Annotated in this window: 12 protein-coding genes; 8 read left to right on the forward strand and 4 right to left on the reverse strand. The window is 61.5% G+C overall.

What is annotated here, in order from left to right; translation table 11 throughout:
* Window positions 1-68: 68 nt before the first annotated feature.
* The 3 genes from PMI35_RS29015 to PMI35_RS29005 all read right to left on the reverse strand — a co-directional run bounded on the left by PMI35_RS29015 (window position 69) and on the right by PMI35_RS29005 (window position 2,989).
* On the reverse strand, window positions 69-413 hold the full coding sequence (locus PMI35_RS29015) for a cupin domain-containing protein (RefSeq protein WP_007946320.1): 345 nt from the start codon (window positions 411-413) through the stop codon (window positions 69-71).
* Between the two features lie 163 nt (window positions 414-576).
* A complete protein-coding gene (locus PMI35_RS29010; RefSeq protein WP_008055201.1) occupies window positions 577-1,980 on the reverse strand; it encodes an amino acid permease in 1,404 nt (467 codons plus the stop codon).
* A gap of 106 nt (window positions 1,981-2,086) precedes the next feature.
* The gene (locus PMI35_RS29005) at window positions 2,087-2,989 is read right to left on the reverse strand and encodes a LysR family transcriptional regulator (RefSeq protein ID WP_008055202.1); all 903 of its coding nucleotides are present in this window, start codon (window positions 2,987-2,989) and stop codon (window positions 2,087-2,089) included.
* A gap of 201 nt (window positions 2,990-3,190) precedes the next feature.
* Between PMI35_RS29005 and PMI35_RS29000 the strand changes: the two genes are divergently transcribed.
* Window positions 3,191-3,955 carry a sulfite exporter TauE/SafE family protein gene (locus tag PMI35_RS29000; RefSeq protein WP_008055203.1) on the forward strand — a complete coding sequence of 255 codons (765 nt, stop codon included), beginning with the start codon at window positions 3,191-3,193 and terminating at the stop codon, window positions 3,953-3,955.
* On the opposite strand, the gene PMI35_RS28995 is transcribed toward PMI35_RS29000, so the two are convergent.
* Window positions 3,945-4,259 carry a putative quinol monooxygenase gene (locus tag PMI35_RS28995; RefSeq protein WP_008055204.1) on the reverse strand — a complete coding sequence of 105 codons (315 nt, stop codon included), beginning with the start codon at window positions 4,257-4,259 and terminating at the stop codon, window positions 3,945-3,947. The two genes, PMI35_RS29000 and PMI35_RS28995, sit on opposite strands and share 11 nt — an antisense overlap.
* 163 nt (window positions 4,260-4,422) lie before the next feature.
* On the opposite strand from PMI35_RS28995, the gene PMI35_RS28990 reads away from it, so the two are divergent.
* The 7 genes from PMI35_RS28990 to PMI35_RS28960 all read left to right on the forward strand — a co-directional run bounded on the left by PMI35_RS28990 (window position 4,423) and on the right by PMI35_RS28960 (window position 12,501).
* Complete coding sequence (locus PMI35_RS28990; protein ID WP_008055205.1) at window positions 4,423-5,013, forward strand: NAD(P)H-dependent oxidoreductase; 591 nt, start codon at window positions 4,423-4,425, stop codon at window positions 5,011-5,013.
* 58 nt (window positions 5,014-5,071) lie between these two features.
* A complete protein-coding gene (locus PMI35_RS28985; protein ID WP_008055206.1) occupies window positions 5,072-5,983 on the forward strand; it encodes a LysR family transcriptional regulator in 912 nt (303 codons plus the stop codon).
* Window positions 5,984-6,086: 103 nt separating this feature from the next.
* A complete protein-coding gene (locus tag PMI35_RS28980; protein WP_008055208.1) occupies window positions 6,087-6,980 on the forward strand; it encodes an NAD-dependent epimerase/dehydratase family protein in 894 nt (297 codons plus the stop codon).
* Between the two features lie 196 nt (window positions 6,981-7,176).
* Window positions 7,177-8,622 carry a SulP family inorganic anion transporter gene (locus tag PMI35_RS28975; RefSeq protein ID WP_008055209.1) on the forward strand — a complete coding sequence of 482 codons (1,446 nt, stop codon included), beginning with the start codon at window positions 7,177-7,179 and terminating at the stop codon, window positions 8,620-8,622.
* A 194-nt stretch (window positions 8,623-8,816) separates the two neighbouring features.
* Window positions 8,817-10,166, forward strand: a complete 1,350-nt coding sequence (locus tag PMI35_RS28970; RefSeq protein ID WP_008055210.1) for a GntT/GntP/DsdX family permease — start codon at window positions 8,817-8,819, stop codon at window positions 10,164-10,166.
* 15 nt (window positions 10,167-10,181) lie between these two features.
* Window positions 10,182-11,042 carry a MurR/RpiR family transcriptional regulator gene (locus PMI35_RS28965; protein WP_008055211.1) on the forward strand — a complete coding sequence of 287 codons (861 nt, stop codon included), beginning with the start codon at window positions 10,182-10,184 and terminating at the stop codon, window positions 11,040-11,042.
* 1 nt (window position 11,043) lies between these two features.
* Window positions 11,044-12,501, forward strand: a complete 1,458-nt coding sequence (locus PMI35_RS28960; protein ID WP_008055212.1) for an N-acyl-D-amino-acid deacylase family protein — start codon at window positions 11,044-11,046, stop codon at window positions 12,499-12,501.
* The last annotated feature ends 340 nt before the right edge of the window (window positions 12,502-12,841 follow it).

The raw sequence follows: 12,841 nt of genomic DNA on the forward strand, positions 1-12,841 counted from the left end.
CAGGCTCGCTCCCACAGGGAATACATTGACCGGGAAATCACGTCGGGTGATTCCCCGGTTTTTTTGCATCAGGCAAACACGAAATACTTGCGCACGGTTTCCACCACTTCCCAGGTGCCTTTCATCCCCGGTTCAATGACAAAGATGTCGCCGGCACGCAGGTGGATCGGCTCTTTTCCTTCCGGGGTGATGATGCAGTAGCCCTCGCGGAAGTCGCAGTATTCCCACTTCACGTATTCCACGTACCACTTGCCCGGCGTGCAGATCCAGGTGCCCATGATCTTGCTGCCATCTTCGCTGGTGTAGGCGTTGAGGTTGACGGTGTGCGGGTCGCCTTCGAGTTTTTCCCATTTGCAGGCGTCGAGTACGGGCAGCGGATGGGTGTCGCGAAGAACGGTAATCGGTGCGGTCATGATGACTCCGGCGTTGGGGGAGAGCTGAAGTCGCACCCTATAGGGCCTGCCGGGGTGTCAGTTGTCTGTGCTCGACATCGAGGTGTCCATAAACGCTCGGACATCTGTCGCAGGCAATAAAAAAACGCCCCGGTATTCATCGTACCGGGGCGTTTTCTGGCGGTTATTGAGCCACTGGCAAGTTCCGATGCCTGGCCATCCGCACCCGATAGAACAGGTAGATGATCAGCACCCAGACCGGGATGGCGAAGACCGAGGCGCGTATCCCCGGAATCATCCACATCACGTAGATGATCACGGCCATGAACGCCAGGCACAGGTAGTTGCTGAAGGGAAACCAGAACGACTTGAACCCCGGCACGATGCCGCGTTGGCCCATGGCCTTGCGAAACTTCAGGTGCGTCAGGCTGATCAGCGCCCAGTTGATCATCAGCGAAGCGACCACCAGGGCGAACAACAACTCAAGCGCTTCATGCGGGGCGACATAGTTGACCAGCACCGACAACATCGTGATCAGCGCCGATACGCCCAGCGCCCGTAACGGTACGCCCTGTTTGTTCAGCTTCATCAGCGCCTTCGGGGCGTCGCCCTGCTCGGCCAGGCCGTAGAGCATGCGGCTGTTGCAGTACACGCCGCTGTTGTAGACCGACAACGCGGCGGTGAGCACCACGAAATTGAGGATCTGCGCGGCGGTGTCGCTGCCGATCAACGCGAAGATCTGCACAAACGGACTGCCGCTGTAGGCATCGCCCGATGCGCCCAGCGTTTGCAGCAGTTGATCCCACGGATACAACGACAGCAGCACGGTGAGGGCGCCAACGTAGAAGATCAACACACGGTAAACCACCTGATTGATCGCCTTGGGGATGACCTTTCTCGGTTCGCTGGCCTCAGCGGCCGTGATGCCGACCAGCTCCAGGCCGCCAAAGGAAAACATGATAAAGGCCATCGCCATCAGCAAACCGCTGTAGCCGTTGGGGAAAAAACCGCCGTGGCTCCACAAGTTGCTCACCGCTGCTTGCGGGCCGCCGGTGCCACTGAACAGCATGTAGCAGCCCAGGGCAATCATGCCGATGATGGCCACGACCTTGATGATCGCGAACCAGAACTCCATCTCGCCGAAGATTTTCACGTTCAGCGTGTTGATCAGGTTGACCAGTACAAAGAACACCGCCGCACTGACCCAGGTCGGCACCTCGGGCCACCAGAACTGGATGTATTTACCGACGGCCGTCAGCTCGGCCATGCCCACCAGCACATAGAGCACCCAGTAGTTCCAGCCGGACAGGAAGCCGGCAAAGCTACCCCAGTAGTTGTGGGCAAAATGACTGAAGGAGCCGGCCACCGGTTCCTCGACAATCATCTCGCCCAGCTGGCGCATGATCAGGAAGGCGATAAACCCGGCAATCGCATAGCCGAGGATCATCGACGGCCCGGCAGATTTGAGCACCCCGGCAGAGCCCAGGAACAGCCCGGTGCCAATGGCGCCACCCAATGCGATCAGTTGAATATGACGATTTTTCAACCCCCGCTTGAGTGTGCCCTGTTGCAAGATTTCATCCGCCATCGCGTTCCCTTCTAGTCATTGTTGTTCAGGCATGATTTGAAGGGTCAGATATTACTCTCAGTGCACTTTTGGTAATACGGGTACGCATTGGGTTGAGCGGTGGTTTTCAAGGACTGCCGGTCCGGTTTGCCGGGCGCAGCGCCTCGAGCAACGCCTTGGCATAACCGGGCAGGCCAGTGAATGAGCGCGCGCACAGCAGCAGTTTTCGCTGTGCCCAGTCTTCCTTCAAGGCGAAGCTTTTGAGCGGTTGATCCAGTGCCCGGCGCTGGATCGCCGCCAGTGGCACGATCGCCAGCCCGGCGCCGCGAGCCACCATGCGAATCACTCCGTCGAAGCCGTCCGCACGGATGCGGATCTGCATGCGCATGCCCGCGTGTAGCGCCTGTTCTTCGAGGTACACCGCGAGTGCGCTATTGGCGGACAGGCCCACATAGTCGTGGTGCAAGGTATCGCTGAAACTCGCAGGTTCGCCTTCGGCCAGCGGATGCCCGGGCGGCATGATCAGCACCAGCGGGTCGTCGCGAAAGGGCAGGGTTTCGAGAGAGTGGGTGTCCACCGCGTCGGAGACGATGCCCAGGTCGGCGGCACCCTGGCGCAAGGCGTGGGTGATGCGTGCGCTGGGTCGTTCCTGCAGGTCGATGTCGAGGTTGGGGTGCTCGCGCAGGAAGTCGGCGAGCAACTCCGGCAAGTATTCAGTGATCGCCGTGGTGTTGCATAGCAACCGCACCTGGCCTTTGACGCCCTTGGCGTATTCGGCCAGGTCCTGCTGCATGCGTTCGGCCTGTTGCATCAGGACGCGGGCGTGTTGTGCGAGGGCTTTGCCGGCAGGCGTGGGGGTTACGCCGCGCCGACCGCGCTCCAGGAAATCGGTGCCGAGTGAAGACTCCATCGCGCGGATGCGTGCGCTCGCGGCGGCCAGGGACAGATGGCTGCGCGCGGCACCGGCGGTGATGTTGCCGGTGTCGAGGATGTTGAGGTAGAGGCGCAGGTCGGTCAGGTCGAAGTGCATGCAGTGTCCAGAAGATCGTTCCCACGCTCTGCGTGGGAATGCCTCACCGGACGCTCCGCGTCCGCTTTGGCATGTGACGCAGAGCGTCACGGGCTGCATTCCCACGCAGAGCGTGGGAACGATCAAGCCTCTTGCTATGGAAGAGGCACCCTCAGTATATGGCAGATTTCCATCCAGCCAATCCAGCCTCACCATAGCCCCATGAATACACTCGCCTCGTTCTACCAGAATCTCGGCTTGACCCTGTCTTTGCTGGTCATTGCCACTTTCCTGCTGGCCGGCATGATCAAAGGCATCATCGGTCTCGGCCTGCCGACCATCGCCATGGGTCTACTCGGTCTGACTATGGCGCCATCACAGGCTGCCGCGCTGTTAATCATTCCCGCGACCCTGACCAACGTCTGGCAACTGGCCTTCGGCGGGCATCTGCGCGGGTTGATCAAACGACTGTGGCCAATGCTGCTGGCGATTTTCATCGGCACCGGCGCGGGTACGCTGTGGATCGGCATGGCTGGTGGGCATTGGGTGGTGCGCGGACTGGGGGCGGCGTTGTTGCTCTATGCGCTGAGTGGCTTGTTCCTGCCGACCTTGCGTGTAGGCGCGGGTCATGAGCGCTGGCTAGGTCCGCTGTGCGGCGTGCTGACAGGTGTGATTACCTCGGCCACGGGCGTGTTCGTGATTCCGGCAGTGCCTTACCTGCAGGCGCTGGGCTTGAACAGGGACGAACTGGTGCAGGCGTTGGGCCTGTCGTTCACCGTCTCGACCCTCGCCCTTGCGGGCGGACTGCTATGGCGCGGCGCCCTCGGCGGTGGCGAGTTGAGTGCGTCGCTGTTGGCGCTGATCCCGGCGGTACTCGGCATGTGGCTGGGGCAATGGCTGCGCCAGCGGATCAGCGCCCTGTTGTTCAAGCGCGTATTTTTCATTGGCCTCGGGTTGCTCGGCGGCCATTTGTTGATCAGCGGCTAGCGGACGACGGGCTGATCATTTCGATGGCGCGGATCTCGAAATCCCGTTCCAGGTACTCGTCGCGCTGTTCGAGGAACTGCTTCATGTGCGGCAGGTTCGAGTGCACGTCGAGGTGTGCCTGGGATTGCCAGATCTCGTAGAAGATAAACAGGGTTGGGTCCTGTTTGTCGCGCAGCATGTGGTACTCGATGCAGCCGGGTTCGGCGCGACTCGCTTCTACATAGCCGCTGAAAAACGCTTCGAAGGCGTCGGATTTTTCCGGGCGGGTCTTGGCGTGCAGGATGAAGCCTTGCATTTCACTCATCAGAAAACACTCCTCAGGTCAGAATCGGCGCCAGTCTAAGACAACAATCGCCTGTTGATTCGTGCGTCTGGGTCAAATGAATTTTGCGAAATGGGCGCTTATTCCGCGCGAGGCAGATCGTTACTCTGCCGCCATCCGATTCCTGACCCTTCCGAGACCTCCCATGAAAAAAGTCCTGTTACTCAATGGCGGTAAAAAATTCGCCCACTCCGATGGCCGCTACAACACCACCTTGCATGAAGCCGCGCTGAGCGTGCTGGATCGCGGCGGTGTGGATGTCAAAGCCACCTTCATCGACGAGGGCTACGACGTCGCTGAAGAAGTCGCCAAATTCCTCTGGGCCGACGTGATCATCTATCAGATGCCCGGCTGGTGGATGGGCGCGCCATGGACCGTGAAGAAGTACATCGACGAAGTCTTCACCGAAGGTCACGGCAGCCTCTACGCCAGCGATGGCCGCACCCGTTCCGACGCCTCGCAGAAGTACGGCAGTGGCGGCCTGATCCAGGGCAAGCAATACATGCTGTCGCTGACCTGGAACGCGCCGCAGCAAGCCTTCGACGACCCGACCGACTTCTTCGAGGCCAAAGGCGTGGACGCGGTGTACTTCCCGTTCCACAAGGCCAACGAATTCCTCGGCATGAGCGCCTTGCCGACCTTCCTCTGCGTGGACGTGATGAAGCGCCCGAACATCGAGGCCGATGTGGTGCGTTACGAGCGGCACCTGAATGAGGTGTTTGGCCTGTCTGCGTAAGGTTCCTTTTGCCCCGCATCCAGCTACTATCAAGCCAGTTTTTGAATGAGGGGCAGCCGTGAAAGCCAGATCCGATGAATTGCAGATTTTCGTCTGCGTGATCGAATGCGGGTCGATTTCCGCGGCCGCCGAGCAGGTCGGGCAGACGCCGTCGGCGGTCAGCCGCACGTTGTCACGGCTGGAGGCCAAGCTCGATACCACGTTGATCAACCGCACCACGCGGCGCATGGACCTGACCGAGGAGGGCAAGTATTTCTTCGAGCACGCCAAGCTGATTCTCGATCAGATGGATCAACTCGAAGAGCGCCTGTCCTCGCGCCAGCAAACACCGTCCGGGCGTTTGCGCATCAACGCCGCGTCGCCGTTCATGCTGCACGCCATCGTGCCCTACATCGATGAATTCCGAAGCCTGTATCCGGATATCCAGCTCGAACTCAACAGCAACGACCTGATCATCGACCTGCTGGAGCAAAGCACCGACATCGCCATCCGCATCGGCACCCTTGCCGACTCGACCCTGCACGCCCGCTCCCTGGGTTGCAGCCCGCTGCACATCGTCGCCAGCCCCGCGTACCTGGAAAAACACGGCACACCGACCGCCGTGGCGGACCTGGCCGAACACAGCCTGCTGGGATTCACCCACAACGAAGGCCTCAACCAATGGCCGCTGCGCTACGTGCATGGCGATCGCTGGCCGATTCAGGCGTCACTGAGCGCGTCCAGCGGTGAAACCATCCGTCATCTGGCGCTGGAAGGCCAGGGCATCGCCAGCCTGTCGCATTACATGACCATCGAAGACATTCGTGCCGGACGGTTGAAGGTGTTGCTGGGCGAGTTCAACAGCGGCTATCGCCAGCCGATCAACGCGGTGTACTACCGCAACTCGCAACTGGCCTTGCGCATCCAGTGCTTCCTGGACTTCATCCAGGGCAAGTTGGCGGTTTACGCCTCTACGGATTTCAGCGGTTGATTCGTGATTCCTGCGCAAGAGTGAATTGGGTCAGCAGGGATTTTTCGTCAGGGATCGCTGCTTGATACTCGTTGCATCACTTATCAACGCAGGGAGTTTCTCCATGAACGTATTCGTTACCGGTGCTGCCGGTTTCATCGGCGGCTCCATCGCCACCGGCCTGGTCAAGGCCGGCCACAAGGTGACCGGTCTGGTGCGCAACGCCGAACAAGCGGATGAGCTCAAGGCGCTGGGTATCACGCCAGTGACCGGCACGCTGGATGACAGCGCGCTGTTGGCCGAACAAGCCCGGGCTGCCGACGCCGTGATCAACGCCGCCAGCAGCGACCATCGCGGTGCAGTCGAAGCCTTGCTCGATGCCCTGCGCGGCTCCAACAAGGTATTCCTGCACACCAGCGGTTCGAGCATCGTCGGCGATGCCTCGGGGGGGCAGTCCAGCGACGTTATCTATTACGAAGACAGCTTGCCGGAACCTACCGTGGACAAGGCCGCACGCGTGGCCATCGATAACCTGATCCTCGCCGCGGCCAAGGATGGCGTGAACTCGGCCGTCATCTGCAACACGCTGATCTACGGCCACAGCCTGGGCGTCAATCGCGACAGCGTGCAGCTGCCGCGCTTGCTCAAACAGGCGCGCAAAAGTGGTGTGGTCCGCCATGTCGGGAGCGGGCAGAACATCTGGTCCAACGTGCACATCGAAGACGTAGTGTCGCTGTACCTGCTGGCGCTGACCAGGAACATCCCGGGCACGTTCTATTTCGTCGAAAGCGGTGAAGCGTCTTTCATCGACATGACCACGGCAATCGCCGAGGCGCTGAATCTGGGCGAGCCGCAAGACTGGCCGTTGAAGGATACCGAAGACGAGTGGGGTTATGAAATGGCCAATTATGGCCTGGGCTCCAACAGCCGGGTTCGCGGCAAGCATGCGCGGGAATTGCTGGGCTGGGTGCCCAAGCGTACATCGGTGTTGGAGTGGATTCGTAACGAGATGGTGTGAGTTCGCTCTAAACCGAGTTGTTGCCATCGCGAGCAGGCTCACTCCCACAGTTGACCGTATTGTCCAGACGGGCGCGGTCTAATGTGGGAGTGAGCCTGCTCGCGATGGCGTTTTCGAAGTCTCACAACTGGCCGGGCTGCCCTTGATTCCGTAACATCCGCACACTCCTTCTGCGACTCCCTGCATGCGGTACCCCATGAAACCAAAACACCTACGCGCCGATGCCCTCGCTGGCCTCACGACGTCTTTCGCCCTGTTGCCCGAATGCATCGCCTTCGCGCTGGTGGCTCATCTCAATCCGCTGATGGGGCTGTATGGTGCGTTCATCATCTGCACCCTGACCGCGCTGTTCGGTGGTCGGCCGGGCATGGTGTCCGGTGCTGCGGGGTCGATGGCGGTGGTGATCGTCGCGCTGGTGGTGCAGCACGGTGTGCAGTACTTGCTGGCGACGGTGCTGCTGGGCGGGTTGATCATGGCGGCGTTCGGACTGCTGCGCCTGGGCAAACTGGTGCGCATGGTGCCGCACCCGGTGATGCTCGGTTTCGTCAACGGCCTGGCGATCATCATTGCCCTGGCGCAGCTTGAGCATTTCAAGAGTGGCGAGACCTGGCTGAGCGGTACGCCCCTGTACTACATGATCGGGTTGGTGGCGGTGACGATGGCTATTGTCTATGTGCTGCCGCGCCTGACCCGCGCGGTGCCGCCGGCATTGGTGGCGATCCTGGGGGTGGGTCTGGCGGTCTACTTGCTCGGCCTGCCAACCCGCACCCTGGGCGACATGGCACATATCGCCGGCGGCTTGCCGACATTTGCCTTGCCAGACATTCCCTGGACCCTGGAAACCCTGCACATCATCGCGCCTTACGCGATCCTGATGGCGATGGTCGGTCTGCTGGAGACGTTGCTGACCCTGAACCTCACCGACGAATTCACCGAGAGCCGCGGCTACCCTGATCGCGAGTGCGTGGCGCTGGGCGCGGCCAACGTGGTGTCCGGTCTGTTCGGTGGCATGGGCGGTTGCGCGATGATCGGCCAGACTGTGATCAACTTGAGCTCCGGGGGCCGCGGCCGGTTGTCCGGTGTGGTTGCCGGTGTGTCGATCCTGCTGTTCATCCTGTTCCTGTCGCCGCTGATCGAACGTATCCCGTTGGCGGCGTTGGTGGGGGTGATGTTCGTGGTCTCGCAGCAGACTTTCGCCTGGGCTTCGCTGCGGGTGCTGAACAAGGTGCCGTTGAACGATGTGCTGGTGATCATCGCGGTGACGGTGATCACGGTGTTCACCGACCTGGCCACGGCGGTGTTGTGCGGCATCATCATTGCGGCGCTGAATTTCGCCTGGCAACAGGCTCGGCAGTTGTACGCCGACAGTCACCTGGAAAACGACGGCAGCAAACTTTACCGCGTCCATGGCACGCTGTTCTTCGCCTCGACGACCCCTTTCCTCAATCAATTCGACCCGGCCAACGACCCTGTGCAGGTGACTCTTGATTGTCACCACCTGAGCTTCGTCGACTACTCGGCCATTGCCGCGCTGGACACCCTGCGTGAGCGCTACAGCAAGGCTGGCAAGCACCTGCGGGTGCTGGGCCTGTCCGAGCGCTGCAAGAAACTGCTCAAACGTGCCCGGGTGCAACACGACTGAGATCACCTGCCTGATCATCAGCTAACTCATGAAAATCCACCCATGCGATTTTCATTAATCGCGACACGCCATATCCCTGAGCGACATCCCTTACCTCTACACGAAAATTACTTTCACCTCGTTTGAAAATCACGCCTCGAAATGTTTTAAGAGTTTCACAAAACTTTCGACGTGACCCTCTCGAGGAGTACCGCATGACCCCGTCCTTCGGCTATTGGCTGCTGGTGTATGCCGCCGTTGCCATCATCGCGCTAATCGTGCTGATCGCCCGTTACCGGCTCAATCCGTTCATCGTCATCACCCTGATTTCCATCGGCCTGGCGCTGGTGGCGGGCATGCCGCCGTCCGGCGTAGTGGGGGCGTATGAGGCGGGCGTCGGCAAGACCCTGGGGCATATCGCCCTGGTGGTGGCGCTGGGCACCATGCTCGGCAAGATGATGGCCGAGTCCGGCGGCGCCGAGCAGGTGGCGCGGACCTTGATCGACCGCTTCGGCGAAAAGAACGCGCATTGGGCGATGGTCTGCATCGCCTTCCTGGTGGGTTTGCCGTTGTTCTTCGAGGTCGGTTTCGTGTTGCTGGTGCCGATTGCGTTCACCGTGGCGCGGCGGGTCGGCGTGTCGATCCTGATGGTCGGCTTGCCGATGGTCGCCGGCCTGTCGGTGGTGCATGCGCTGGTGCCACCGCACCCGGCGGCGATGCTGGCGGTGCAGGTGTACCAGGCGTCGGTGGGACAGACCTTGCTCTATGCGATTGCGATCGGCATACCTACGGCGATCATCGCCGGTCCCCTGTACGCCAAGTTCATCGTGCCGCGTATCCAGCTGCCGGCGGAAAACCCGCTGGAGCGGCAGTTCCTCGAGCGTGAACCGCGCGATAGCCTGCCGAGTTTCGGCCTGACCATGGCGACCATCCTGTTGCCGGTGGTGCTGATGCTGATCGGCGGCTGGGCCAATCTGATTTCCACCCCGGGCACGGGTCTCAACCAGTTCCTGCTGTTCATCGGCAACTCGGTCATCGCGCTGCTGCTGGCAACGTTGCTGAGCTTCTGGACCCTTGGCCTGGCCCAGGGCTTCAATCGCGAGTCGATCCTCAAGTTCACCAACGAATGCCTGGCGCCGACCGCCAGCATCACCTTGCTGGTGGGCGCCGGCGGCGGCCTGAACCGGATCCTGGTGGACGCCGGCGTCACCGACCAGATCGTCGGCCTCGCCAACGAATTTCACTTGTCGCCGTTGCTGATGGGCTGGTTGTTCGCCGCGTTGATGCGCATCGCCACCGGCTCCGCCACCGTGGCCATGACCACCGCCTCGGGCGTGGTCGCGCCCGTGGCCATCGCGATGGGGTATCCGCATCCGGAGTTGCTGGTGCTGGCGACGGGGGCGGGCTCGGTGATTTTTTCCCACGTCAACGACGGCGGCTTCTGGCTGATCAAGGAATACTTCAATATGACGGTGACCCAGACCTTCAAGACCTGGACGGTGCTGGAGACCCTGATCTCGCTCGTCGCCTTCGGCCTGACCGTGGGCCTTTCCTACCTGATTTAACCGGAGCCGCCTGCCATGGACATCCTCTACCAGATCCGCGCCCGCCAGGATTCCTTCAGCGCCGGAGAAGGACGCATCGCGCGCCTGATGCTCGACGATGTGGGGTTTGCCGCCTCCGCAAGCCTGGATGAGCTGGCGCTGCGCGCGGAAGTCAGCACCGCCACGCTGTCGCGTTTTGCCCGCACGGTCGGCTGCAAGGATCTGCGCGACCTGCGTTTGCAACTGGCCCAGGCCAGCGGCGTCGGCAGTCGCTTTCTCGACCCCGCGGGCATGCCGGATCAGTCGGCGTTCTACGGGCAGATCGTCGGCGATATCGAATCGACCCTGCGCCAGCACCTGTCGGCATTCGACGAGTCGCGGTTCGCCGATGCGGTGAAACTGCTGGGCAAGGCGCGGATGATTCACGCCTTCGGCATGGGCGGCTGCTCGACCTTGTGCAGCGATGAGTTGCAGGTGCGCCTGGTGCGCCTTGGCTACCCGATCGCGGTCTGTCACGACGCGGTGATGATGCGGATCACGGCGGCCAGTCTCAGCGCCGATCAGGTGGTCATCGTCTGTTCTCTGACGGGCATCACCCCCGAGCTGCTGGAAACCGTGGAGCTGGCCCGCAGCTACGGCGCGCCCATTCTGGCCATCACCCGAGGCGATTCGCCGCTGGCGCAACTGGCCGACATCGTGCTGCCGCTGCAAAGCGCCGAGACTTCGTTCATCTACAAACCGACAGCGGCACGCTACGGCATGCTGCTGGCCATCGATGTGCTTGCCACCGAGCTGGCACTGGCCAATCCTCAAGACAATCAAGAGCGCCTGCGGCGGATCAAACTCGCCCTGGACGATTACCGCGGCGGCGACGATCACCTGCCGCTGGGAGACTGACATGATGTACGACACGCTGATTCGCAATGCCCTGGTCATCGACGGCAGCAACAGCCCTGGCTACCCGGCCGACGTGGCCATCCGCAATGGCCGCATCGAGCGCATCGGCGACTTGCAGGATGCCCGTGCCACCGAGGAAATCGACGCTGCCGGTCGTGTGCTGGCGCCCGGTTTCATTGATGTGCACACTCACGACGACACGGTGGTGATCCGTCAGCCGCAGATGCTGCCCAAGATCAGCCAGGGCGTGACCACGGTGATCGTCGGCAACTGCGGGATCAGCGCATCGCCGGTGAGCCTGCGCGGCGATCCGCCGGACCCGATGAACCTGCTCGGCAGCGCTGCGGCGTTTGTCTATCCGAAGTTCAGCGATTACCGTGCGGCGGTCGAGGCGGCGAACACCACGCTGAACGTCGCCGCGCTGGTGGGCCACACCGCGCTGCGCAGCAACCACCTCGACGACCTGTTTCGCACCGCTACGCCCGATGAAATTGCCGCGATGCGCGAGCAGCTGCGCGAAAGCCTCGAGGCTGGCGCCCTGGGCTTGTCCACCGGCCTTGCCTACGCCAGTGCGTTCTCGGCCTCCACCGAGGAAGTGATGCAACTGACCGAAGAGCTGATGGCGTTCGGCGCGGTCTATACCACCCATTTGCGCAGCGAGTTCGAGCCGGTGCTGGAAGCCATGGACGAGGCGTTCCAGATCGGCCGCCATGCAAAATCCCCGGTGATCATTTCCCACCTCAAATGTGCCGGCGCCGGTAACTGGGGGCGTAGCCCGCAACTGTTGGCATCCCTCGAACAGGCGGCGAAAACCCACCCGGTGGGCTGCGATTGCTACCCCTATGCCGCCAGCTCCTCGACCCTGGACCTCAAACAAGTCACCGATGCCCACCGCATCACCATCACCTGGTCAACGCCGCACCCGCAGATGGGCGGGCGCGACCTGATGGATATCGCCGCCGAGTGGAACCTGCCCTTGCTCGAGGCCGCCCGCCAGCTGCAACCGGCTGGCGCGGTGTATTACGGAATGGATGAAGCCGATGTGCGACGGATCCTCGCGCACCCGTTGTCGATGGTCGGCTCCGATGGCCTGCCGGAAGACCCGTTTCCCCATCCACGCTTGTGGGGCGCCTTCCCGCGGGTGCTCGGCCATTTCAGCCGTGACGTAGGCCTGTTTCCCCTGCACACCGCCGTGCACAAGATGACCGGGCTGTCGGCGGCACGATTCGGCCTGAAGGAAAGGGGCGAGATCCGCGAAGGCCATTGGGCCGACCTGGTGCTGTTCGACCCGGCGACCATTCGCGATGTCGCCGATTTCAACGATCCGCAACGGGCGGCCGAAGGCATCGATGGGGTGTGGGTCAACGGGGTGTTGAGTTACCAGGACGGTCAGGCGAACGGGCGCAGGGAAGGGCGGTTCCTGGCGCGGGAAGGGGATTTGCGCGTGGGATTTGCGTGACGCTAAAAGATCGCAGCCTGCATGCAATCCTCTGTAGATACCGTCAGAGCCCGCACCCGGTTTGGTCTGGGCTCCTCCTGTCAACACACACCATTTTGTACAATAAAACTACGTGAACACCGTCGGCGGGAGGGGAAAAGTGCGTTCCGTTGGGGCGTTTTTTTTTTTTTGGGGATTTTCTGGTGCGCGAGTAGGTAACGGCTGTGCTGTGGTGGTCCAACATTTCTCCAGCAGAGCTTTTGATAAAAATAGGTTCACCTACGGCGTGGCGCCCCATGGCATACGAAAAGGATTTTCTCATGCCCTACGTCCTATCCTTCGTAAGCGCTCCATAAACCCC

It is taken from the genome of Pseudomonas sp. GM78, assembly GCF_000282475.1.
In the GTDB taxonomy this organism is placed as follows: Bacteria; Pseudomonadota; Gammaproteobacteria; order Pseudomonadales; family Pseudomonadaceae; genus Aquipseudomonas.